A 22,618-nucleotide genomic window follows, 5' to 3' on the forward strand; every position below is an offset into this window, starting at 1 on the left:
TTTCTTTATCTTTATATAAATTTTTTAAGGAAATCGGTACACAATCGCATTGATATTCATTCCTGCACCTACCGATGCAAAGACGATGTTACCTTTTTCTGCGAAGGACTGATCTTTCATTTCGCCTTTAATGATGAGGTCGAACATTGTTGGGATGGTGGCTACAGAAGAATTTCCGAACTGCTGAATGGTCATCGGTGCAATGGCGTGGTCGTAATCTGTTTTTCCATAAAGTTTAAACAGCCTGGAAATCATGGCATAATCCATTTTTGCGTTGGCCTGATGGATCAATATTTTATCAATATCATCAATGGTTAATCCTGCTTTGTCGATGGTTTGTTTAATGGCGTCGGGCACATTTTTCAGTGCATATTCGTAAATTTTTCTGCCGTGCATTCTGATGTAGAGTGGTCTCCTGTCTTCATCCTGTTTCAGCGAAGGTGCGTTTTCGAGATAATTCAGTTCTACATTATTGTCGCAAAGTGTGGCATCTGCAATAATTCCCACATTTTCTTCGTCGGTTGCCTGCACCACTACCGCTCCGGCACCATCGGCGAAAATCATTTTGTTTCTGTCGAAAGCGTCGGTTACACGGCTTAGTGTTTCTGAACCCACTACCAGAATTAATTTGGCTTTTTTAGCTTTAATTAAAGTGTCGGCCAAAATCATGGCTTCAACCCAACCCGGGCAGCCAAAAATCATATCGTAATTTACGCAGTTTCTGTTTTGAATCCCGAGTTTGTTTTTTAAACGTGCCGACATTGAAGGCATAAAATTGGTCATTCCGTTTTTATCAACTTCTCCGAAATTACTTGCGTAAATGATATAATCTAAATCTTCCTGATTAATTTTCGCATCATAAATAGCTTCTTTTGCCGCCCTGAAACCCAGATCTGAGTTAAATTCATCGTCCTCCAGATATCTTCGGTTTTCGATTTCGGTGATTTCTACAAATTTCTGAATTATTTCTTCGTTGGGCTTGTTGATTTTATCGCCTTCATCGGTATAAAATACCGAATCCATGAAGTGATCTCTTCCGATAATTTTGGTTGGAATGTAACTTCCTGACCCTATTATGATTGTATTGGGCATATTTTTTTGTATTGAAAAATTTCGGACAAAGTTAAGAATTATATTGTATCGGGTTGAATGAAAATTATTATTAAATTTGCAAAGGTTTTTTTGAAAAATTTTATGAAAATAAGTCCTGCTACTAAAGGTTTAATTATATCGGTCATTGCTGTACTGTTTGCTTTCGGAGTTTACTTTTTGTTTTTGGCTAAGAAAAATTATTACCTTGTAGATAATCCTACCGGCGAAACTTATTATTTCATACTCAATAAAGGAGACGAGAAAATCATCGCTGCTGGGCAAATGCTTAAGGTAAATCTGAATAAAGGTAAAAACGGAATTCAGGTTTTTGACGGGAAAAAAGAACTGCTCTATGACTCTGCATTTGTGGTGAACAAAAACCGGGGTTTGCTGAATATCGCCCATCAGGATTATTATATCAACGAACAGTTCTACGGGTATGGTCTCGATAAAGATTCACTCTTATCTGCAAGAAAAACAACAGTGATCGACGGAAAAAAATATGTGAATGCTCCAAAACACTTCAATAAATTATACACAGACGAATTTTACTATAACATTGATGAAGACTACGACAAAATCGTAAAAAATGTTCAGAAAGTAGAATCGCGTACCAAAATATTCAGAAAAGTTGATTTTCTGAATTATTACAAAGAATATTACAAATTTTAAAATCACAATCTTGAATACTGTAAAGCCTTATAATACAGAAGCCGGAAAAAAGCATGAAGTTGAAGAAATGTTCGACAATATTGCTCCGAAATACGATTTGCTGAACCATGTTCTATCGATGAAAATTGATGTGCTGTGGCGAAATACACTCGTGAAATGGCTAAACAAAGACCAGCCAAAAGAGGTTTTGGATGTGGCTACAGGAACAGGAGATCTTGCCATTGCCGTTCAGAAAGGAACCGGTGCGCAGATTGTAGGTTTCGATCTGTCGCAGCAGATGCTGAATGTAGGTATCGATAAAATAAAAAAACTTAATTTAGACGGCAAGATAAGCATGATAAAAGGCGACGCCGAAAACATGCCTTTCGAAAGCAATAAATTCGATGCGGTTACCGTTGCCTTTGGAGTAAGAAATTTCGAGAATCTGGAAAAAGGTCTGGCGGAACTCAGAAGAGTAGTGAAGGAAAATAAAAGCGTTTATATTCTTGAGTTTTCTAAAGTGGAGGGCTTTTTAGGTCCGCTTTATATGTTCTACTTTAAAAATATTCTGCCTCAGATCGGTAAACTGGTTTCTAAAGATAACCGCGCATACACTTATCTTCCGGATTCGGTAAATGCATTTCCGTTCGGCGAGAAAATGAAAAATATCCTGCTCGAAACAGGATTCAAAAATGTGGAATATAAAAAACTGAGTTTAGGCATTGCAACGATTTACAAGGCAACCAAATAATATGTGGAAAACAGCATCTAAAATTCATTTTGTAGCAGCAATTTTTATTGCCTCCCTCGGCAACGCACAGCTTTTCCGGACGAAAGACCGGGCAGATAATCTGGAGGGTTTTGATAATCAGAAATTCAGTTATGGTTTTTATCTTGCCGGTAATAACTTCGATTATAAATTGGTTTTAGATCCTATGTTTGGTATGGATGGGCAGAAAAATCTCGTGCAAAGCAAATCATCTTACAGTTTTGGCGCCGGACTTATCGGGAAACTTCGTCTGAATGATAACTTCGACTTACGATTTGAACCCGGTTTGCAGTTTGTAGAGCGAGAACTTTACTTCAATACCCAATCTAATGACCAGTATGCGGGCGGAACCAACGCCAATCCCCCTTTCACCCCCAGAACTTTAACGGATGCAGATAAACTCAGAACCGTAAAATCTACGTATGTTGATCTGCCTCTTTTAATTGAAGTACATGGTGACCGATGGTATAATTCCCGTCCTTACGCAGCGGCAGGAGTGAACTGGATGATGAATCTCCAGTCCAACAGCAAAGCAGCCGATGACAATTCTCAGGGCCTTTTCCGAACCACTTCAAGTAACTTTGCATGGTCGGCGGAGCTTGGGATTCAGTTTTATTTCAGCAGATTTAAGCTCACGCCAGGCTTCCGCGGAACATTTATGATCAATGACGAAATGGTTGCCGATAATCCAGATACACCACCTTACTGGACTTCAGCCATCAGCAGTGCGAAATCCCGTGCGCTGATGTTTGTCCTGAAATTCGAATAAATTTTCATTTAAAATATTGATAAAGAGAAGGCAATCAGGGTCTTCTCTTTTTTATTTCAAGATATTTTTAAATAATCCATCAATTCAAATTAAAATTTTATATTTTTGCTTCATAGTTAGAATTAATTAAGCCTGAAAATGCTCAAAGATTTAGAAAACAATTTTTCGGTTTTAGAAAAAAAGATTTTGAATGTAAGCAAGAATTACCAAAATCTGAACGAAAAATATTTGGAATTATCGCAGGAGCATGAATTACTGAAGAAGAAATACGACGAGGAAAGAAAAAAAAGCCAGGTTTTAGCAGAAGAACAAAAAAATATAAAACTTTACTCAGCAATTACCGGTAATCCCGATCATAACCGACTGATGAAAAACCACATCAACAGGTTGATAAAAGAAGTGGATCACTGTATTGCAGAACTTCAAAACAGCGGATTGTAATGGAAGTAAGAAGAATTACCATCAGCATTGCCGGAAGAAATTATCCGCTGAATGTGCCAGCTGCAGAAGAAGAAACCCTGCGGAAAGTAGGGAAACAGATTGAAGTGATGATTAAAGATTTTGAACAGAATTTTGATGTGAGAGATAAACAGGATGCCCTCGCAATGTGTGCCTTAAAATTAGGTACGAATGCAGAAGTATCGGTGATCACCAACGAAAAAAATATACATGCTTCCAACGAAAGATTAATGAAAATTAATCAACTGCTGGAAGAGCTGGAAAAGTAGATTTTTCTTTTCCGAAAACAACTGCCTACAATAGTTCTAACACATTAAGGTAAACTCAACGCTAAACAATTACCGAACGAAAGTTCACTTAATGGCGCGCCGGCCTGCCCGGATTACAGAAAGTGAAAATCAGTTCAAATCGTGTTGATTAGGAGTTTACTCTAAATCACTGAATTATTGTAGGTTTTTTTTATTTGAGACAATTTAAACTAAACATATGACAACAACCGCCATTATTATCGGTATTGTTTGCCTGGTAGCCGGAGCTGTAATTGGAATGTTATTTTCCAAAAGTTCCCTTAATGCCAAGGCAAAATTCATCGTACAGGATGCAAAGAAAAATGCCGAAAACCTTATAGAAAAAGCCAACGTACAGGCAGAATCCATCAGAAAGGAAAAACAGCTTCAGGCTAAAGAAAAATTCATGGAACTGAAATCTCAGCACGATGCTGATATCCAGGCCCGGGAAAAGAAAATGCAGGATGCTGAAAAAAGAATCAAAGACAAAGAAAACAAGCTCAATGATGAATTGAGTAAAACGGGTAAACTTGAAAGAGATCTGGATCGCCAGATTGCAGATTACGCCAAGAAGCACGAAATCCTCGAAAGAAAACAGCAAGAACTTGATAAAGCCACAGCACAGAAAGTTGAAATGCTTGAAAAAATAGCTAATTATTCTGCCGAAGATGCCAGAAATGAACTTGTTGAAGCCATGAAATCTGAGGCGAAAACAAGAGCTCAGGCTCATGTACAAAGCATCATGGAAGAAGCTAACCTTAATGCAAAACAGGAAGCCCGAAAAATCGTCATCCAAACCATCCAGAGAATTGGTACAGAGCAGGCTATTGAAAACTCAGTATCTGTTTTCAATATTGAATCTGATGAGGTAAAAGGAAGAATTATCGGTAGAGAAGGCAGAAATATACGTGCTTTAGAGGCTGCTACGGGTGTAGAAATTATCGTTGATGATACACCGGAAGCTATTTTGCTTTCATGTTTCGATCCGGTAAGAAGAGAAATCGCAAGACTTTCGCTTCACAGACTTGTTACAGATGGAAGAATTCATCCGGCGAGAATCGAAGAAGTGGTGGAGAAAACCAAAAAACATATTGAAGAAGAAATTATTGAGGTCGGTAAAAGAACCGTCATCGATTTAGGAATACACGGTTTACATCCGGAACTTGTGAAAATTGTGGGGCGTATGAAATTCCGTTCTTCTTATGGGCAGAACCTTTTGCAGCACTCCAGAGAGGTTGCAAATATCGCTGCTACCATGGCTGCAGAATTAGGACTGAACGTAAAATTAGCTAAAAGAGCCGGTTTACTTCACGATATAGGAAAAGTTCCGGAGCAGGAATCTGAACTTCCGCACGCACTTCTCGGAATGCAGTGGGCAGAAAAATTTGGTGAAAATGCAGAAGTAGTAAATGCGATCGGAGCGCACCACGATGAGGTAGAAATGACTTCATTACTATCGCCAATCATTCAGGTTGCCGATGCGATTTCCGGTGCAAGACCGGGCGCACGTCGTCAGGTTTTGGAATCTTATATCCAAAGACTGAAAGATCTGGAAGCGGCAGCATTAAGTTTCGATGGTGTGTCCAGTGCTTACGCCATTCAGGCCGGCCGCGAACTTCGTGTTATGGTAGAAAGCGGAAAAGTAAGCGACGATAAATCGGCACAGCTTTCTTATGATATTTCAGAGAAAATTCAGAATGAATTAACTTATCCTGGGCAGGTGAGAGTAACAGTAATTCGCGAAACCAGATCAGTAAATATTGCAAGGTAATTCCTTTTTTATACCTATTGCAATCCTTCCATTTATATAGTGGAAGGATTTTTTTTGTTTTAGTAAATTGTTGGCCAAAGAAATGTTTTATTAATTATATTTTCTTAAATTTCACTAATTATTAGCTAAACCTTTTTTAATTCCTTTTATTAACCCTATTTTTGAAAAATGAAGAAAGTATTTTATTTAAAAACTTGTGATACCTGTTTGAAAATTCTTAAGAAATTTAATTTAAAAGATTGGGAACTTAGGGAAATAAAAATAAATCCTATAACAGTTGAAGAGCTGGAAGAAATGTACAAGCTAGCAGGTTCCTACGAAGCACTTTTCAGCAAAAAATCAAACCAGATCAAGCTCCGGGAAATAAATCCTAAAACATTGCAGGAAAACGATTACAAGGAACTTATCCTGGATCATTATACTTTTCTTAAACGTCCGGTTTTTATGACAGATAAAGAAATCTTTATTGGTAACGAAAAGAAAACCCTGGAAGCTTTACGCGGATATTTTGCAGATTAAATCATGAAATTCCTGTCGGTTTTTCTTTTGTTATTTGCCCTGACTATTTCAGCACAAACTGTTTATAAAACACCTTCAGGCTCCAAATATCATTTGTCATCCTGCCGGATGGTAAAAAATGTTTCCTCAGCATTAAGCATCGAGAAAGCACTGAAAGAGGGACTTTCGCCCTGTAAAATCTGTAAGCCACCTTTCACACAAGGATTGGGAATTGTTTCAAAGCCCAAAAAAACATCCGGAACAAATTCAGCGAACCGGTGTTTTGCAACAACAAAAGCAGGAACACGGTGCAAGAGAAATACAAGTATAGGCAACAATTTCTGTTTCCAGCATTTACCAAAATAAGTTTAAAAATTTTAGAAATCTAATTTCATTTATGACATAATTTCCTGAAATTCAGTTTAATGCAGTAATTTTGTCTGATAATTCTATCGGGCATTTTTTTTGAGGAATATACCGTAATCAATAACAAAATGTTTAACCTTTAAATTTAATGTCATGTCAAATTTAATTAGAAGCAACAGTTTTTTTGATGATTTCCTTACGAAAGATTTATTTGAATTTAACAGACCGAAATTTAACAGATCGGAGTTGACTTTGCCATCAGTTAACGTGAAAGAACTTGATAATGGCTTTGAAATTCATGTAGCTGCACCCGGATTTAAAAAAGAAGATTTAAAAATTAATCTGGAGCGAAATGTTTTAACCATTTCCAGCGAGACTAAAACCGAAAACCAGGAAAAGGACGAAAAAGGTGCATTTACCCGAAGAGAATTTAATTACAGCTCTTTCAGCCGTGCTTTCACCCTGCCTGAAGATGCTGAACCGGAAAAAATTGAAGCAACCTATGAGGACGGTATTCTGAAAATCACCATTCCGAAGAAAGAAGTAATGATGCAGAATGTGAAAACAATTGAAGTGAAATAATTTGATTTAACAATAAAAATAAAACCGTTTGAATTTTTCAAACGGTTTTTGTATTTATTGAACGATATTACTTATACAAATGGCAGTTTTACCACCTTTGCGGGAACATTTTTATTTCTAATCTGGATGAAAATTTCCGAACCTAATTTAAAGTGTGGTTTTGCCACGTAAGCAAGACCGATCCCGATATTTTTCATCGGGCTCATGGTTCCAGATGTTACTTTGCCAATTTCTTTACCTTCCGCATCCACCACAGGATAATCGTGTCTTGGGATGGCTCTTTCCTGCATTTCGAAACCAACAAGCTTTCTTGTAACCCCTTCTTCCTTCTGTCTTGCGAAGGTTTCTTTGTCTACAAAATCTTTATCGAACTTTGTGATCCAGCCCAATCCCGCTTCCATTGGCGAAGTGGTGTCATCAATGTCGTTTCCGTAAAGGCAGAAGCCTTTTTCAAGCCTTAATGTGTCTCTGGAGGCCAATCCGCAAGGAATTAAACCGAACTCTTCACCAGCTTCCGTCAGGGCGTCCCACATTTTTACGGCATCTTCATTTTTAAAATAAATCTCGAAACCGCCGCTTCCTGTATATCCGGTGTTGGAGATAATCACGTCGGAAACTCCCGCAACGGTACCTACACTAAAATGATAGTACGGAATATCTGCCAAATTAGCGTCAGTAAGTTTTTGAAGTGTTTCTGTTGCTTTCGGGCCCTGAATCGCGATCAGCGACATTTCATCGGAAGCATTTTTCAGTGTCGCCCCGAATTTTTCGTTGTATTTGGAGATGTGATCCCAGTCTTTATCAATATTTGAAGCGTTTACTACTACAAAATATTTTTCGTTAGCCATTTTGTACACGATAAGGTCGTCTACAATTCCGCCGTTTCCATTGGGCAAACAGGTGTACTGCGCTTTTCCGTCTTCAAGCGCATCAACGTTATTGGTGGTTACGTATTGCAGCAAATCTTTTGCGGCGGGGCCTTCAACAAAAAATTGTCCCATGTGTGAAACATCAAAAATCCCAACTTTTTCGCGTACGGCAAAATGCTCATCAGTAACGCCGGAATATTGCACAGGCATCTCGAAGCCTGCAAAAGGTACCATTTTTGCGCCCAGAGCAACATGCTTGTCAAACAGGGCTGTCTTTTTATTCATTTATTCTAATTTATTTTATTTTTTTTTCAGGAGCTTGGTGTTTCGGTTCTATTTCGAAAACCAGTCCCGCTTTCCGCTGTATCTTTTGCTCCGCTGCGCTCCCCAAAAGGCCGCTTCAATCGGGGCTATAACAAAGTTTCGTTTTTTTTATCCGAGGTGCTGTTTGTATTCTTTGAGGATAATCTTAAACCATTCCGTGAAGTTTTCCGGATTCGCCGACATTTCCTTATCAAGCTCATCAATCGAAATATAGCGAACTTCCGACACTTCCTCTTCATTCAACTTAAATTCTCCCTCGAAATTTCCGGTGAACACATGATCCAGTTCGTGTTCCCACAAATTCTGTCCTACATCTGCCTTGTAAAGAAAATTAAACCGGTAGGTGATTGGCGTTTCGATTCCCAACTCTTCTTTCAGCCGGCGCTGTGCCGCTTCCATATAAGTTTCGCCCATTCTTGGGTGCGAGCATACCGCATTGGTCCACTGGTTAGGCGAATGGTATTTGTCGGCAGCTCTTTTCTGCAGCAGCATTTCACCTTTGTCATTAAATAAAAAAACTGAAAATGCACGATGCAGAATCCCATTTTCATGAGCCTGCATTTTATCCATAACTCCCAGAATTTCGTCCTTTTCAGAAACTAAAACCACTTGTTCTTCCATATCACACAAATTTAAGTTTTAAAAACTAGGTACTCAAATTTTTGTGAAATTTTAATAACCCAACCATTAAAAATCACCGGTTACAAGTAATGTTATCTTACGTTTTCTGGCAGATTTTATGGCATCCATTTGCGGAATTTTAGATTTATATGCCTGTGAACCGACGAAAATTTGTAATTTTGCTCCTTAAAATTCACGCCATGGAACTCGAATATAAAGACCATTTAAGCCCGATGTTGAAGGGTGATATCAAGAACTATCTTATTGATATCGATGGCACCATAACCGATGATGTACCCAATGAAGAGCCGGAAAGAATGATAGATTGCCAACCCTATCCGGATGCGCTGGAAACCATCAACCGCTGGTACGACCAGGGACATATCATCTGCTTTTTTACATCGCGTACAGAGAATCTTAAGCAGCTTACCATCGACTGGTTAGATAAACACGGGTTTAAATATCACAGTGTTTTATGCGGAAAACCACGTGGCGGAAATTATCACTGGATCGATAATCATTTGGTAAGAGCCACAAGATATAAAGGAAAATTCACAGATTTGGTTGAAAAACAGGTCACCATAGAAGTATTTAAAGATTAAGGAAAAAAATGAAGATTTTAGCAAACGACGGTTTAGACCAGTCAGGAATCGATGCCCTAACCGAAAAGGGTTTCGAGGTTATTACCACTAAGGTTCCACAGGAATTGTTAGTGGGTTACATCAACGAAAATAATATAAGAACAGTTTTGGTAAGGAGCGCGACACAGATTCGCAAAGAGCTTATCGACGCATGCCCGTCAATCGAAATTATCGGCAGAGGCGGGGTAGGAATGGATAATATTGATGTGGATTATGCACGTTCGAAAAATATTCATGTCATCAACACACCGTCTGCATCATCGGAATCGGTGGCAGAGCTCGTATTTGCACATTTGTTTTCGGGCGCGAGATTTTTGCAGGATTCTAACCGCAAAATGCCGATAATAGGCGATTCGGAATTCGCAAAACTTAAAAAATCCTACGAAAAGGGAATCGAGCTTCGCGGTAAAACCATCGGGATTATCGGGATGGGAAGAATCGGTCAGGAGGTTGCGAGAATCGCTTTAGGCTTAGGAATGCGCGTTATCGCAGCAGATAACAATGTAGGTCGCGCGAGTATTAAAGTTAAATTCTACAACAATCAGTTCATCAATGTAGATATTGAAACCGAACCGCTGGAAGGAGTTTTAAGACATGCGGATTTCATCACCCTTCACGTTCCTGCACAGAAAGACGGTTACATGATTGGCGAAAAAGAATTTGCCATGATGAAAGATGGTGTAGCAGTGGTAAACTGTTCCAGAGGTGGGGTAATTGATGAAGAAGCCTTAATTTCAGCTTTAGATTCCGGAAAAGTTGCATTTGCAGGTCTGGATGTTTTCATCAATGAGCCAACGCCTTCAAAAGAAGTGCTGAATCATCCGAAAATTTCTCTTACGCCTCACACAGGTGCCTCAACCGTGGAAGCACAGGACAGAATCGGGCTCTCATTAGCAGAGCAAATATGCAGCATTCTGCAGGTTTACTAGGACATTCTGCTTATCATAAAAAAAACAAACCCGGAATTTTCCGGGTTTTAATATTTATGACAGTCTGTTTATTTATTCTTTAAAAGGTCACGAATCTCTGCAAGAAGCACTTCTTCATTACTAGGTCCTGCGGGCACTTCTTCTACCGGTTTGTTCAGTTTATTGGCTCCTTTAATCAGCCAGAATAATACCATTGCGATACATAAAAAGCTGATGACTGCGGAAAGAAAATTGCCGTACTTTACGCCATTCCAGCTCAGCTGGGCAATGTTTTCTGCACCTACCGCTTTCAGCGCTGGATTCAGTAATAGTGGAGTAATTACGTCTTCAACCAAAGAAGATACAATTTTGCCAAATGCAGCGCCAATAATCACACCGACTGCTAAATCAATCACATTTCCTTTGAAGGCAAATGTTTTAAATTCCTGTACAAGTCCCATAATTTAAGTTTTTAATTTACTCAAATGTAATAAATAATTTTAAAATCTGGCTATTTTGTTTACGGAAACTTCAACCCATCAATATTTTCTTTAAACTTTTATCTATTTAAATTTATTTAAGTAAATTTATTTAAACAAATGATATGAAAATATTTACCTCACCACAGATCAGAAAGTGTGATGCTTTCACAATCGAAAATGAGCCTGTAACTTCTTTGGCTCTTATGGAAAGAGCTGCTACAGCCTGTGCAGGTTGGCTTAGCCGCAAGTTTTCAGGAGAAACAGTGTACAACATCTTTTGTGGACACGGAAACAATGGCGGCGATGGCTTTGCATTGGCAAGGCTGCTGTATCATAAAGGCTGTGATGTAAATGTTTTTATGGATTCTGCCCAAAATTTAAGTGCGGATGCTGAAATAAATTTTAAGAGAACCAAGGATATTTCAGGAATTGAATTTTCAGATTTCAGTAAGGTTAATAAATTTCAGTTCGAGAAGGAAAGTGTTATTATTGACGCGCTTTTTGGTACAGGACTTAATAACGCCATCGAAGGGAAATCTGCTGAATTGATTAAGGTATTGAATGAACTTAAATTTCCGAAAATTTCTATCGACATTCCTTCTGGTTTATTTGCTGATGAGGTTTCGGATAAAAACAGTGTCGTGTTTAAGGCCGATGAAACATTGAGTTTCCAGTTCTGGAAAAAAGCATTTTTACATGCTGAAACCGGTCAGTTCTGTGGTAAAATTAATATCCTTGATATCGGCTTAAGTTCCGAATTTATTGAGAATGAAATTTCAGACAGTTTTGTGATTGATGAAGGTTTGGTACGCGAAATTTATCGCCCGCGGCAAGAATTTTCTCACAAAGGAAATTTCGGAAAAACCGTAATTGCCGCCGGAAGTTCAGGCAAAATGGGTGCTGCAGTTTTGGCGACGCAGGCCGCGTTGAAAACCGGTTCGGGACTCACTTTCAGTCTTGCACCACAGTGTGGATACGAAATTCTTCAGACTACCTGTCCGGAAGCGATGTTTCTGAAATGTGGGCAGGATTTCATCACCAGTTTTGAGGTTGATCAAGATGTTATTTTAGGAATTGGTCCGGGTTTGGGCACAGAACGTGAAACCTATAATGCTCTCTTAGCTTTCTTAAAAGCCTGCGACAAAACTTTAGTGCTGGATGCGGATGCACTCAACGTGATTGCGGAAAACACCGATCATGTAAATCTAATTCCTAAAAAATCGATTTTAACGCCGCATCCCAAGGAGTTTGAACGTCTGTTCGGAACAACTGAGAATTCGTTTGAAAGATTAAATCTGGCAAAAGATAAAGCAAAACAACTGGAGATTTATATCGTTTTAAAAGATCATCACACCCAAATCGCAACGCCTGAGGGCAAGGTTTTTTATAATCTTACCGGCAATTCCGGCATGGCGAAAGGAGGCAGTGGCGATGTTCTGCTCGGAATTTTGACCTCGCTGCTCGCGCAAAATTATTCGGTGAAAGAAGCAGCGCTTTTTGGAGTCTGGCTTCATGGCAAAGCCGGTGATTTTGCTGCGGAAAATCATTCAAAAGAAGCGATGATACCTTCCGATCTGATCGCGGAACTTGGTAACGTATTTAAGTATTTGAACAGTTCCCAATAAAAAACCCTCCAAAAGATTTGAAGGGTTCGGGTTTATTTTAAAGAATTATTCGGGTTTTCCGTTTTCTTCTTCGGTAATTTTATTGTTTTTAGAATACCACATAATCACGAAACCAGCCAGCATGAATGGTATTGAAAGGACTTGTCCCGTATTTAATCCTACAAACTGAATAAATTCGTCTCCCTGGGGTTCTTTTAAAAATTCAACAAAGAATCTTACCGCCCAAAGGATGATAAAGAACAAGCCGAACAGCCAGCCTTGCTGGTATTTTTTATTTGTGTAACGGTAAAGAGCCCATAAAAGGATAAACAGTAAAAAGTAGCCTAAAGCTTCGAAAAGTTGGGTAGGGTAACGCGGAACGATTGCACCGTATTCTGTACTTTGCTGTGGAAAAAGGATCGCAAAAGGCGAATTTTCAGGTGCAGGTTTGCCAATGATTTCTGAGTTAAAGAAATTTCCGATTCTTACAAAAGCGCCTCCTAAAGCTACTACGATTCCAATCCTGTCGTACACCCAAAACGGATTTTTCTTAATGATTTTATAGGAATAATAAAGGGTGGTAAAAATCAGCGCGATGGTTGCTCCGTGGCTTGCCAATCCTGAAAAACCGGTAAATTCGAATTCCGGTTTGGTACGGATCGGCAGAAATACCGACCAGAAATCCTCTTTGAAAAGTTCGGGCTGGTAAAAAATAACGTGGCCTAATCTTGCACCGAGAATAGTTCCTACCAAAGTCCATGTGAAAAGCGGCTCCAGGTATTTTTGGTTTACATTGTCGATTTTAAAAATTTTCGACATGATGGCATATCCCAGTCCGAAAGCCAGAATGAACATTAAACTGTAGTAGTGAAGCGTTATTGGGCCTAAATGTATTCCGGTAGACGGATCCCAGGTGGTATATAAAATTGTAAGCATAGTTTATTTTATTATTTAAATTTAATGTTGATGGCCGCATTTCGGCGGAACCGGATCGTAACCTTCACCTCCCCAGGGATGGCAGCGTGCAATTCTTTTTGCTCCCAGCCAAAAACCTTTAATGGGCCCGTGTACCTGCAGCGCTTCTACCATATAATGAGAACAGGTAGGTTCGTAGCGGCAATTTTTCGGGAGTAAAGGCGAAATAAACCATTGGTAAAATTTAATGAAAATTACCAAAGGAAACGTGATGATTTTGTTGAATGTGCTTTTCAAAACAGTGCAAAAATAAACTAAAATTTATTTACATTAAAACTTGCCTGTATGAAGATGTTTGGTACATTTGTTTATTAAAAATTTGATAAAAAAGGAGTTAAATAGATAGATTATAGATAAAAATTGTTCATTCTGAACATCAAATTTTCAAAATTTTATTAAAACACAAAAATTACAATTATATATGGCAAGAGCAATTATTAAAGGAACCGGATCTTACACGCCACCAAAAGTTTTAAAAAATGATTTTTTTGAAGCCGTAGGTTCTAACGACGAATGGATTTATTCCCACTTAGGAATTAAAGAAAGAAGAATTGTAGATGGAGAAGTGACGAGCGATTTAGCTTCCAAAGCAGGTTTAAAAGCCTTGGAAAACGCCGGAATCACTTCGAAAGAGGTGGATTTAATTATAGTTGCCACTTCCACTCCCGACAGACAGGCACCTTCTACTGCGTGTTTTGTTCAGGAAAAAATTGATGCAAATCATGCTGTAGCTTTTGATATTTCCGCAGTTTGTTCCGGTGGGATTTATGGTTTAGCCATTGGTTCTCAGTTCATTCAAACGGGGATGTACAAAAATGTTTTAGTAATTGGAGCAGATACTTTTTCGAGCATTACGGATTGGTCTCGCAAAGATTCTGTGTTTTTCGGAGATGGAGCCGGTGCAATTTTATTGTCTGCAACAGTAGAAGATAAAGGATTTATCGATTTCAAGCTTCATGCAGACGGAACCGGGAAAATGCATTTCAATATTCCTGCAGGTGGCTGCGAAATTCCTGCCTCAGAAGAAACCATCAAAAACGGACTCCATTATTTTCAGATGAACGGAAAGGAGGTTTACAGCACTGCCACCAAAGTTTTGCCTGAATGCATCAACGAAATTCTCGAAGCCAACCAAATGAAATCCGATGACATCGATTGGGTAATTCCACACCAGCCCAGCATCAGAATTTTAAAGGAAGTCGCCGAAAAAGTGAATATACCGTTTGAAAAAGTAATGACGAATATGGACAAATACGCCAATACTTCCGGCGGAACCATCCCGATTGTGCTCGATGAAACCTACCGAAGCGGAAAAATTAAAGAAGGCGACACATTACTATTCGCCGCTGTGGGTTCCGGTTGGACTTGGGGAACTGCGATTTATAAAGTTTAGGTTTTAGGATTTATGTATTAGTTAATAAACATTCAACATTATTTCATAATTCATCATTTATAATTTATAATTAAACAAAATATGTTCACCAATAAAACCTTTTTAATCACCGGAATTGCAGATGAAAATTCATTAGCGATGAAAGTGGCCGAAAAAATTATTCAAAACAACGGAAAAGTAGTTTGCACCGGACTTGGCGTAACGCCTTTCCACAAAAACCTTTCCGAAAAAGCCGCAAGTTTTTTGAATAAATCCTACGGCGATTTCGAAACTGCTTGTAAAAATAAACTCGGCGCTGATACGTTGACATTTCCACTCGACGTTACGCTTCCCGAAAGTTTGGATTCTTTGGTTGAATTTTTAAATCAGAATAACGTCAAATTAGATGGTTTCCTTCATGCAATTGCGATGGATAAAACCATTCGTAACAAATCTGTAAAACCAATGTTGGAAGTTACGGCAGAAGAATTTAATGATACGATGACGGTTTCAGCGTTTTCACTGATTTCACTTTCGCACGTTCTTTTGATGAGCCATATTTTACAAAAAGGCGCTTCCATAGTTTCTTTAAGCTATATTGCTGCGGAAAAAGTTTCGTTTTTCCCATACATTAACATGAGTATTGCCAAAGCTGCACTTGAAAGATTAACCATTGAAATGGCTTATGAATTGGGCAGAGATTACGGAATTCGTGCTAATTGTGTGCGTTTTTCACCTTACATGGGAAGTAAAGCCGGAAACGCCACGTTGAAAACCGAAGATGTCGACAGAGCTGACCGTTTGAGTCCGCTCGGAAATGCCACTCCGGAAGATTTGGCACACGAAGTCGTTCATCTTTTCCGTCCGGAAACCCGAATTACCGGCGAAATTCGTCATGTAGACGGTGGCTTTCATATTATGGGATAACACCATTTCGAGGTTAAAGTTCAGGGTTAAAGTTTATAAAATTGTTTTTTAATTGTAATTTTGTTTAATCTAAAACTTTGAACCCGAAACCTTGAGCTCCAATACACCTTTAGCCGAAATTTTAAGACCGAAAACGCTAGACGAAGTTCTCGGGCAGGAACATTTGACCGGAAAGAACGGAACAATCCGAAAAATGTTGGAAAATGACACGCTGAATTCTCTGATTTTTTGGGGACCTCCCGGAACCGGAAAAACCACGTTGGCGGAAATTGTTTCAGAAAAATCCGGCAGAAAATTTTACAAACTTTCGGCAGTTTCTTCCGGCGTGAAAGATGTTCGCGACGTGATTGAGGAAGCCAAAAAACAGAATCTTTTTTCAGGAAAATCCCCGATTTTATTCATTGATGAAATTCACAGGTTTAATAAATCGCAGCAGGATTCTTTGCTTCATGCAGTTGAAAAAGGGTGGATTGTATTAATTGGTGCTACCACAGAAAACCCAAGTTTTGAAGTGGTTTCCGCATTGCTTTCCCGTTCCCAGGTTTACATTCTGAAATCTTTGAGTTATGAAAAACTCGATGAGCTTGCCGAACTTTCCCTGAAAAAATACAACGAAAAAGAGAACACCGAATTCAAAATAAAAGACAAAGAAGCCTTTATTCAGTATTCTGGCGGCGATGCACGGAAACTCATCAATTCGGTAGAAAATGTACTGAATAACTTTAAAAATTCGAAGAAAAAGGAAATTTCCAACGAAGATGTGCTTGAAGTGCTGCAGGAAACCATGGCGCTTTATGATAAAAACGGCGAGCAGCATTACGATATTATTTCGGCTTTCATCAAGTCCATGCGCGGTTCTGATCCCAATGGTGCGGTGTATTGGCTCGCCAGAATGCTGGTTGGTGGTGAAGATATCAAATTCATCGCAAGGCGAATGCTGATTCTGGCCGCTGAAGACATCGGTTTGGCCAATCCGAACGCGCTTACGGTGGCAAACAACTGTTTTCAGGCCATAAATGTCATCGGAAATCCTGAGGCAAGAATTATTCTTAGCGAAACAGCAGTTTATCTTGCGGTTTCTCCGAAAAGTAATTCCACTTACGTTGCGATTAATGATGCAATTGCAAAGGTAAAGCAAACCGGAAATTTACCTGTTCCGCTCCATCTGAGAAATGCGCCCACAAAACTCATGAAAGATTTAAATTACGGTAAAGATTACGCTTACGCCCATTCGCACGAAGGAAACTTTGTAGATCAGGAATTTCTGCCCGAAGAGATTTCCGGAATAAAATTCTACGAACCCGGAAATAATTCCACCGAAAATAAAATACGGGAAGAGCTTAAAAGAAAATGGAAAGATAAATATTAAGCTCTGAAATTTTAAAAATAATTTAACATCTGGCTGATTGTCAGGTGTTTTTTTTATCTTTAAATTAAATTTCGTGTGATGAAAAAGATTTATTTTTTAATGATTTTCCTTCTTTTCTCTATTCAGATTCCGGCGCAGTTTATTTCGGAAAACAAAGATTTGATGAGCAAGGAAATGGGCAGATATCAGCGGATGATTGATTTTAATGTTAACCCCAATACTTTAAATTATGATCTTCAATATCAAAGAATGGAGGTGTTTTTGGATCCGGAGGTTTTTCAGATTTCAGGCACGGTAACGTCTCACTTTTTGACAAACCAGAATATGTCTTCAATTTATTTTGATTTTACCAATCTTTTGCCGGTTTCAAAAGTTACATATCATGGTACAGATCTTAATTTTCAGCAGTTAACGACCAAAGAACTGAAGGTCGATTTTCCGGCTTCACTTCCATCAAATACGCTGGATTCTATTACGATACACTATTCCGGTGCGCCCGATAATTCCGGAAGAACGTCTTTTTATATGGGAACGCACGACGGAAGCCCGGTTTTATCAACGCTCTCGGAACCTTACGGCGCGCAGAACTGGTTTCCGACAAAACAGAGCATGAACGACAAAATCGACCGTTTCGACATTAAAATTACCACACCCAACCAATACAGCGTTGCATCAAACGGTAAACTGATGTCTGAAACTTTCCTTCCGGATAACAAAAAACTTACCTTCTGGCGAACCAATTATCCTATGGCGGCTTATCTGGTAGCATTTTCGATAGGTAATTTCAATAAAATTAATGATGTCATCGGAAATAGAAGTTTTCCTTTTGTGAATTATCTTTATCCGTCAACCAATGCTAATTCTGGAGTGATGGATAATATCGAATGGACTAAAACCGCAATGACTTTATTTGAAAATCATTTCGGGACTTATCCTTTTTCCGCCGAAAAGTACGGACACATGGAATTTGCGGTAAACGGCGCTGCAATGGAACATCAAACGATGTCGTCGATGAATTCTTTCGCGAAATCTACCATCACTCACGAACTTGCACACCAATGGTTTGGCGATAAAATAACCTGTGGCGCGTGGAATGACATCTGGCTTAATGAAGGTTTTGCCACCTTCGGGGAACACTTGGTCAATGAAAAAAACCTGATGAACCATTCTGAATTTATGACTTATCTCGCGAACCAAATGAACGTTATCACAAGTCAGCCAAACGGAAGTGTGTATGTTGACGACAGCGATTTGGCGAATATTCCGGTGCTCTTCAGCGGAAGACTTACCTATGTGAAAGGCGGCTATGTTTTGCGGATGATGAAGTGGATTTTAGGTGATGAAGCGTTTTATCAGCTTCTGAAAGATTATGCGGCAAATCCTGCTTTTGCTTACAGTTACGCGAAAACCGAAGATTTCAAAAATCAGATTTTGGTTTCCACAGGAAGAGATTTCACTGTTTTTTTTAACGACTGGATTTACGGAGAAGGTTATCCAACGTACACCATTAAATGGAATCAGTCTGCAAATCTGGATATGAATTTTTGGGTTTCGCAAACGCAAAGTGACCCGTCTGTAAGTTTTTTTGAAATGCCTCTGCCTGTAAAAGTTACCGGAAGTAATGGTGAAACCGCTTTTTTGGTATTAGAAAACACATCAAACGCACAGTTATTTTCAAAACCATTGAATTTTCAGGTAGTAAATGTTGAATTCAATTATGAAAAACAAATCATCGAAAAAAACTCAACGATAGCTTTTGATAATGCTTTATCCACGGAATCGGTTTCGGAAAATGAGGTGATGCTTTTCCCAAATCCAGTGAGTGATAGGTTGAATATGAAAGGAATCAAAAAAACTTCTGATTTTGAAATTTTTTCAACTGATGGAAAACTGATCAGAAAAGGCAAATACAGCCCTTCCCAAACTATTGATGTTTCCAGGTTAAAAGTGGGTGCTTATTTTCTGAAAATCAATGCTAAAAGTTTCAAATTCGTGAAGGAATAAAAAATTAATCCTCCAGGATATACTCGTTATAATGCCCAATGAATTTTATGTCTGCGCCAAATAACCGCAGCTCTTCCAGAGCATTTTCTGATAAAACTGGATGCCATTCGCTGGCTACATTGATAAAGAAGAAATAATTGCCCAGGTTTTTTTTCATCGTGCGGCTTTCAATTTTGGACAGGTTCATTTTACGCCAGGCAAAAACCGATAACACCTGATGCAAGCCTCCGGCATGATCTTCCGGAAGTGTTACCAGAAGCGAAGTTTTTTCCGAACTTTTAGGGAAATTGAGATTTAAAGAGGTTCTTTTTTTAGAAATTATGATGAATTTGGTGTGATTTTGCTCAAAATCCTGAATGTTTTTGTGGATGACCTTCAAGCCATATAGTTTCGCCGCGTAGGAATTGGCAATTGCGGCCCATTTTTCCTGAGGGTTTTCAGAAACCAGTTTTGCGGCAGCTGAGGTAGAGCTGTAGTCCTGGGTCAGCGTATTTTTATAATGATTGAATCTGAAATGAAATGTTTGAGCTAAAGCCTGTGGATGCGAAATGATTTTAGAGAAATCTTCGTTTGCGGGATGCATCATCAGCTGGTGTGAAATCGGCATTATGGCTTCGGTTTGGATGAAAATGTTTTCGAAATCATACAGATAGTCCAGTGTCATGGATACAGTTCCTTCGATAGAATTTTCAAGCGGCACCACCGCTTTATCAACCTCACCGTTTTTCACAGCATTGAAACAGTCTAAAATACTCGATTCCGCAATCAACTCGTTTTCGGGGAAAATCTGTGATGCGGCGAGTTGCGTAAAACTTGCCTGTGGACCGAGGTATGCAATCTTCATTTCAGGATTACGTTTTTAATGTTACTTCTGTCCTTGGGATTAATTTTTATTCCACCGGTTCTTTTTACAATTCCGCTGCGTTCTTCTTTTGTTAAAGTCCAGATGTTGAGGAAATGCTGTCCGTTGTCATCAATAATTTCAGTCTCTATAATTGCGTTTTTCAGTATTTTAATATGGTTACTCTTCACTAAAATTCTGTTGATGTAAACCGCATTAGATTCCTGCAGTCGATGCTCCATGTTCATCTGATAGAGTAAAACGGTTGGAAGCGTTGAATTGTTTTTCAGCGTAATATCGATAATTCCTTCGGTGCTGAAATTGCTGAAAGGAGAAAGCTTATCAGGTAAATTATCGGATTTGTAAACGCTTACTGATGAGATTTCTGCTGAGGTAATTGCTTTCAGCTGTGCCTCATTCGCGATCATCCCATCAACCACATACAGTGGAAAAATTCCTGTAGTTTGTTTTAAAGAATTTTGCTGTGCGAAGCAGAAAACGGAGAACAGGATCAATAGGAGGAGAAAATTTTTCATAGAACAAATGTAGAAATATGTAATGGAAGAACGTAAGATTTAGCGATTAATTATTCTGATTTAAAAACTTGCGACCTTTCTGAAATGCCATTGTTATTAAATGCTTCGATTTGAAAATAATAAGCATCTGTGCGGTCGGCACCAGTGAAAAAATATTCGTTTTTACCGTACACCATAATGCTTCCGTATAGTTTATCCGGGGTTTTGCCAAAGTAAATCATATATCCGTCCGCTTTTTCGTTTTGTTTCCACTTCATCCAGATGCTTCTTCGTTCGCCAAATTTTTTCGGATCAGCGCGTAGCGGAACAAAATTTTCAACTTTACCGGGTTTTTCGCCACCACCGTTTCCGAAAACTCTGAAACCGCTTAAAGCAAATTTGCCGGTGGGCATTTTTAGATTTTCCATTTTTAAAAATCTTGCTTTTGCAGGTTTTTCCAGTTCGATATAATCGTGCGGAACATCGGTGTTGTTTTTGCTTTTGTCGACTAAAATCTTCCAGTTTTTGCCGTCATTGGAGCTATAAATTTTATACTGATGTATTTTACCTAAAGTTTTGCCCATAAATTCTGCATCCTGGTCTGCGTAATTAATCTGAATTGCATTAATGGTAGAAATTTCGCCCAAATCGGTCTGGAACCACTCTCCGGAATTTCCTGTTTTTGCAGACCAATAGGTTTTAATGTCTTCGTCTACCGCAAAATTAGGCTGATAACCTCCTAAAGTTGATGAGGCAGAGACTGGTTTCTGGTAATTCAGCAGCATCCATCCGGTGAATAAACCTTTGGTGAAATCCTTACCCTGCGCAAATTCGGGAATATAGGTAGGGTAGTCGCCGTAGGCCGTGTTGCTGTACATTACATCATCATTATCGAACCCTGCCGGCCAAATGCCCAGTCGTCTTTCACAATTATTTTTGGTAGAAATAAAAATGGTGGAAACATGCCAGTAATTTCCGTAATTATCCTGAAAAGTCGCGCCATGGCCGGCGCCACGGGCAAAGCCCCCAGGTTTATAAGAGAAGGGGTTATGCTGTTGGTATTCGTAACCTTCCAATGGGTTTTTAGATACATATACTCCGTCTGCGTATCCGCTGAATTCGGTAGCGGGCGCGCCGTACTGCATATAGTATTTGTTCTTGTATTTTGTTACCCAGGCTCCTTCTACAAACGGTTGCAGGAAAACATTGTCGTTATATTCGCCAAATCTTTCCCAGCCATGATCTTCGGGTTTTAAACGCAGGATGGGTTTTACGTAACCTTCGGACTGGAGATTTTTTACTTTCACTTCAGTTCCCAAAAGCGGCCATTCGTTGCTTGATCCCCAATAGAGATAAAGTTTGTTTTTATCTTCATCATAATGAAATGCAGGGTCCCAGGCGCCTACTTTTAAGGTGTCGACTGCAATTTGCCACTCATTTTTTGTAGGATTGGTCGATTTCCAGATCGGGAAATCTGATTCCCACGTGGAACCGTAAACATAAAGCGTATCCTTCATCACCCATGCAGCAGGTGCATTGAGGTCGTGAATATATTTGTCGTCGCGCAGGAATTTTCGGGACACGAATTTCCAGTTCAGCATATCATCGCTGTGCCAGTAGCCTTCCTGATTGGTTGAGAAAAGAAAAAGTTTTTTCTGAAAATTGACAATCACCGGATCTGCTGTAGCACGGTGTTTTCCCTGTTTTGAAAATACTTCAAATGGTGTATACCCGTAATCGATATTAATGGGATTGCAATATGTTTTTTGTTGGCCAAAACTGAAATTCATCAGAAATAAAAGAATAACCCCTAACGGAAAGCAATATTTCATAGAAAATTTTTAAGGAAAAATTCAAAGTTAAGTATTAAACCTAAGAAAACGGAACATAAAATAAAAATCCGCACTCGAAAGCACGGACTT

At 39.0% G+C, this 22,618-nt stretch carries 25 protein-coding genes; 15 read left to right on the plus strand and 10 right to left on the minus strand.

The window, feature by feature from the left end; translation table 11 throughout:
* Nucleotides 1–24 precede the first annotated feature (24 nt).
* Nucleotides 25–1,092, minus strand: a complete 1,068-nt coding sequence (locus tag OK344_RS02190) for a 3-oxoacyl-ACP synthase III family protein (RefSeq protein ID WP_265143234.1) — start codon at nt 1,090–1,092, stop codon at nt 25–27.
* Nucleotides 1,093–1,194: 102 nt separating this feature from the next.
* Here OK344_RS02190 and OK344_RS02195 point away from each other — a divergent pair, with 102 nt between their 5' ends.
* The 7 genes from OK344_RS02195 to OK344_RS02225 all read left to right on the plus strand — a co-directional run bounded on the left by OK344_RS02195 (nt 1,195) and on the right by OK344_RS02225 (nt 6,317).
* Nucleotides 1,195–1,764: a hypothetical protein gene (locus OK344_RS02195; RefSeq protein WP_265143235.1), complete on the plus strand. Its 570-nt coding sequence runs from the start codon at nt 1,195–1,197 to the stop codon at nt 1,762–1,764.
* Nucleotides 1,765–1,771: 7 nt separating this feature from the next.
* Nucleotides 1,772–2,494, plus strand: coding sequence for a bifunctional demethylmenaquinone methyltransferase/2-methoxy-6-polyprenyl-1,4-benzoquinol methylase UbiE (ubiE, locus tag OK344_RS02200; RefSeq protein WP_088467788.1), 723 nt, complete (start codon nt 1,772–1,774; stop codon nt 2,492–2,494).
* Nucleotide 2,495: 1 nt separating this feature from the next.
* A complete protein-coding gene (porT, locus tag OK344_RS02205) occupies nt 2,496–3,281 on the plus strand; it encodes a type IX secretion/gliding motility protein PorT/SprT (protein WP_265143236.1) in 786 nt (261 codons plus the stop codon).
* A 138-nt stretch (nt 3,282–3,419) separates the two neighbouring features.
* Nucleotides 3,420–3,722, plus strand: coding sequence for a hypothetical protein (locus tag OK344_RS02210; RefSeq protein WP_088467786.1), 303 nt, complete (start codon nt 3,420–3,422; stop codon nt 3,720–3,722).
* On the plus strand, nt 3,722–4,009 hold the full coding sequence (locus OK344_RS02215) for a cell division protein ZapA (RefSeq protein ID WP_265143237.1): 288 nt from the start codon (nt 3,722–3,724) through the stop codon (nt 4,007–4,009). Before OK344_RS02210 ends, OK344_RS02215 begins: the two co-directional genes overlap by 1 nt.
* A gap of 217 nt (nt 4,010–4,226) precedes the next feature.
* On the plus strand, nt 4,227–5,798 hold the full coding sequence (rny, locus tag OK344_RS02220; RefSeq protein ID WP_265143238.1) for a ribonuclease Y: 1,572 nt from the start codon (nt 4,227–4,229) through the stop codon (nt 5,796–5,798).
* A gap of 168 nt (nt 5,799–5,966) precedes the next feature.
* Nucleotides 5,967–6,317, plus strand: a complete 351-nt coding sequence (locus OK344_RS02225) for an arsenate reductase family protein (protein ID WP_265143239.1) — start codon at nt 5,967–5,969, stop codon at nt 6,315–6,317.
* 89 nt (nt 6,318–6,406) lie between these two features.
* Here OK344_RS02225 and OK344_RS02230 read toward each other — a convergent pair whose 3' ends face one another.
* Nucleotides 6,407–6,631, minus strand: coding sequence for a hypothetical protein (locus OK344_RS02230; RefSeq protein ID WP_265143240.1), 225 nt, complete (start codon nt 6,629–6,631; stop codon nt 6,407–6,409).
* A gap of 184 nt (nt 6,632–6,815) precedes the next feature.
* Between OK344_RS02230 and OK344_RS02235 the strand changes: the two genes are divergently transcribed.
* On the plus strand, nt 6,816–7,244 hold the full coding sequence (locus tag OK344_RS02235) for an Hsp20/alpha crystallin family protein (protein ID WP_265143241.1): 429 nt from the start codon (nt 6,816–6,818) through the stop codon (nt 7,242–7,244).
* A gap of 71 nt (nt 7,245–7,315) precedes the next feature.
* On the opposite strand, the gene gcvT is transcribed toward OK344_RS02235, so the two are convergent.
* Entirely contained in the window at nt 7,316–8,398 is a 1,083-nt protein-coding gene (gcvT, locus tag OK344_RS02240; RefSeq protein ID WP_265143242.1) for a glycine cleavage system aminomethyltransferase GcvT, read from the minus strand.
* 147 nt (nt 8,399–8,545) lie between these two features.
* Complete coding sequence (idi, locus tag OK344_RS02245) at nt 8,546–9,058, minus strand: isopentenyl-diphosphate Delta-isomerase (RefSeq protein WP_088467779.1); 513 nt, start codon at nt 9,056–9,058, stop codon at nt 8,546–8,548.
* Between the two features lie 200 nt (nt 9,059–9,258).
* On the opposite strand from idi, the gene OK344_RS02250 reads away from it, so the two are divergent.
* Complete coding sequence (locus OK344_RS02250) at nt 9,259–9,660, plus strand: LNS2 domain-containing protein (RefSeq protein ID WP_088468645.1); 402 nt, start codon at nt 9,259–9,261, stop codon at nt 9,658–9,660.
* A gap of 8 nt (nt 9,661–9,668) precedes the next feature.
* Entirely contained in the window at nt 9,669–10,628 is a 960-nt protein-coding gene (locus OK344_RS02255; RefSeq protein WP_265143243.1) for a D-2-hydroxyacid dehydrogenase, read from the plus strand.
* Between the two features lie 68 nt (nt 10,629–10,696).
* On the opposite strand, the gene mscL is transcribed toward OK344_RS02255, so the two are convergent.
* Nucleotides 10,697–11,068: a large conductance mechanosensitive channel protein MscL gene (gene mscL / locus OK344_RS02260; protein ID WP_088467778.1), complete on the minus strand. Its 372-nt coding sequence runs from the start codon at nt 11,066–11,068 to the stop codon at nt 10,697–10,699.
* Between the two features lie 143 nt (nt 11,069–11,211).
* Here mscL and OK344_RS02265 point away from each other — a divergent pair, with 143 nt between their 5' ends.
* Nucleotides 11,212–12,714: an NAD(P)H-hydrate dehydratase gene (locus tag OK344_RS02265; RefSeq protein WP_265143245.1), complete on the plus strand. Its 1,503-nt coding sequence runs from the start codon at nt 11,212–11,214 to the stop codon at nt 12,712–12,714.
* Between the two features lie 45 nt (nt 12,715–12,759).
* On the opposite strand, the gene lgt is transcribed toward OK344_RS02265, so the two are convergent.
* Together lgt and yidD are read right to left on the minus strand one after the other, a co-directional pair.
* The gene (gene lgt, locus OK344_RS02270; protein WP_265143246.1) at nt 12,760–13,629 is read right to left on the minus strand and encodes a prolipoprotein diacylglyceryl transferase; all 870 of its coding nucleotides are present in this window, start codon (nt 13,627–13,629) and stop codon (nt 12,760–12,762) included.
* Between the two features lie 21 nt (nt 13,630–13,650).
* Complete coding sequence (yidD, locus tag OK344_RS02275; protein WP_088467775.1) at nt 13,651–13,905, minus strand: membrane protein insertion efficiency factor YidD; 255 nt, start codon at nt 13,903–13,905, stop codon at nt 13,651–13,653.
* Between the two features lie 184 nt (nt 13,906–14,089).
* Here yidD and OK344_RS02280 point away from each other — a divergent pair, with 184 nt between their 5' ends.
* From OK344_RS02280 to OK344_RS02295, 4 genes are all read left to right on the plus strand, one after another.
* Entirely contained in the window at nt 14,090–15,061 is a 972-nt protein-coding gene (locus OK344_RS02280; protein WP_265143249.1) for a beta-ketoacyl-ACP synthase III, read from the plus strand.
* An 81-nt stretch (nt 15,062–15,142) separates the two neighbouring features.
* On the plus strand, nt 15,143–15,967 hold the full coding sequence (locus tag OK344_RS02285) for an SDR family oxidoreductase (RefSeq protein WP_088467773.1): 825 nt from the start codon (nt 15,143–15,145) through the stop codon (nt 15,965–15,967).
* Between the two features lie 91 nt (nt 15,968–16,058).
* Entirely contained in the window at nt 16,059–17,336 is a 1,278-nt protein-coding gene (locus tag OK344_RS02290; RefSeq protein ID WP_265143250.1) for a replication-associated recombination protein A, read from the plus strand.
* Nucleotides 17,337–17,414: 78 nt separating this feature from the next.
* Nucleotides 17,415–19,340, plus strand: coding sequence for a M1 family metallopeptidase (locus OK344_RS02295; protein ID WP_265143251.1), 1,926 nt, complete (start codon nt 17,415–17,417; stop codon nt 19,338–19,340).
* 4 nt (nt 19,341–19,344) lie between these two features.
* On the opposite strand, the gene pheA is transcribed toward OK344_RS02295, so the two are convergent.
* From pheA to OK344_RS02310, 3 genes are read right to left on the minus strand one after another with little or no spacing between them, the layout of a single operon-like run.
* Nucleotides 19,345–20,184: a prephenate dehydratase gene (pheA, locus tag OK344_RS02300; protein ID WP_265143252.1), complete on the minus strand. Its 840-nt coding sequence runs from the start codon at nt 20,182–20,184 to the stop codon at nt 19,345–19,347.
* Nucleotides 20,181–20,717: a hypothetical protein gene (locus tag OK344_RS02305; protein WP_265143253.1), complete on the minus strand. Its 537-nt coding sequence runs from the start codon at nt 20,715–20,717 to the stop codon at nt 20,181–20,183. The genes pheA and OK344_RS02305 overlap by 4 nt, the downstream gene beginning before the upstream one ends.
* A 50-nt stretch (nt 20,718–20,767) precedes the next feature.
* The gene (locus OK344_RS02310) at nt 20,768–22,528 is read right to left on the minus strand and encodes a discoidin domain-containing protein (RefSeq protein ID WP_265143254.1); all 1,761 of its coding nucleotides are present in this window, start codon (nt 22,526–22,528) and stop codon (nt 20,768–20,770) included.
* Nucleotides 22,529–22,618: the final 90 nt, after the last annotated feature.

This window comes from Kaistella yananensis, assembly GCF_026107505.2.
In the GTDB taxonomy this organism is placed as follows: domain Bacteria; phylum Bacteroidota; class Bacteroidia; order Flavobacteriales; family Weeksellaceae; genus Kaistella; species Kaistella yananensis.

Bases quoted from the DNA above. Each gene is read 5' to 3' on its own strand.
- OK344_RS02265 (WP_265143245.1), top strand. From the start codon at position 11,212: ATGAAAATATTTACCTCACCACAGATCAGAAAGTGTGATGCTTTCACA.
- OK344_RS02235 (WP_265143241.1), top strand. From the start codon at position 6,816: ATGTCAAATTTAATTAGAAGCAACAGTTTTTTTGATGATTTCCTTACG.
- mscL (WP_088467778.1), bottom strand. From the start codon at position 11,068: ATGGGACTTGTACAGGAATTTAAAACATTTGCCTTCAAAGGAAATGTG.
- pheA (WP_265143252.1), bottom strand. From the start codon at position 20,184: ATGAAGATTGCATACCTCGGTCCACAGGCAAGTTTTACGCAACTCGCC.
- lgt (WP_265143246.1), bottom strand. From the start codon at position 13,629: ATGCTTACAATTTTATATACCACCTGGGATCCGTCTACCGGAATACAT.
- OK344_RS02295 (WP_265143251.1), top strand. From the start codon at position 17,415: ATGAAAAAGATTTATTTTTTAATGATTTTCCTTCTTTTCTCTATTCAG.
- gcvT (WP_265143242.1), bottom strand. From the start codon at position 8,398: ATGAATAAAAAGACAGCCCTGTTTGACAAGCATGTTGCTCTGGGCGCA.
- OK344_RS02310 (WP_265143254.1), bottom strand. From the start codon at position 22,528: ATGAAATATTGCTTTCCGTTAGGGGTTATTCTTTTATTTCTGATGAAT.
- rny (WP_265143238.1), top strand. From the start codon at position 4,227: ATGACAACAACCGCCATTATTATCGGTATTGTTTGCCTGGTAGCCGGA.
- OK344_RS02210 (WP_088467786.1), top strand. From the start codon at position 3,420: ATGCTCAAAGATTTAGAAAACAATTTTTCGGTTTTAGAAAAAAAGATT.
- OK344_RS02250 (WP_088468645.1), top strand. From the start codon at position 9,259: ATGGAACTCGAATATAAAGACCATTTAAGCCCGATGTTGAAGGGTGAT.
- OK344_RS02285 (WP_088467773.1), top strand. From the start codon at position 15,143: ATGTTCACCAATAAAACCTTTTTAATCACCGGAATTGCAGATGAAAAT.
- idi (WP_088467779.1), bottom strand. From the start codon at position 9,058: ATGGAAGAACAAGTGGTTTTAGTTTCTGAAAAGGACGAAATTCTGGGA.
- OK344_RS02195 (WP_265143235.1), top strand. From the start codon at position 1,195: ATGAAAATAAGTCCTGCTACTAAAGGTTTAATTATATCGGTCATTGCT.
- OK344_RS02280 (WP_265143249.1), top strand. From the start codon at position 14,090: ATGGCAAGAGCAATTATTAAAGGAACCGGATCTTACACGCCACCAAAA.
- OK344_RS02190 (WP_265143234.1), bottom strand. From the start codon at position 1,092: ATGCCCAATACAATCATAATAGGGTCAGGAAGTTACATTCCAACCAAA.
- OK344_RS02225 (WP_265143239.1), top strand. From the start codon at position 5,967: ATGAAGAAAGTATTTTATTTAAAAACTTGTGATACCTGTTTGAAAATT.
- OK344_RS02305 (WP_265143253.1), bottom strand. From the start codon at position 20,717: ATGAAAAATTTTCTCCTCCTATTGATCCTGTTCTCCGTTTTCTGCTTC.
- porT (WP_265143236.1), top strand. From the start codon at position 2,496: ATGTGGAAAACAGCATCTAAAATTCATTTTGTAGCAGCAATTTTTATT.
- OK344_RS02215 (WP_265143237.1), top strand. From the start codon at position 3,722: ATGGAAGTAAGAAGAATTACCATCAGCATTGCCGGAAGAAATTATCCG.
- OK344_RS02255 (WP_265143243.1), top strand. From the start codon at position 9,669: ATGAAGATTTTAGCAAACGACGGTTTAGACCAGTCAGGAATCGATGCC.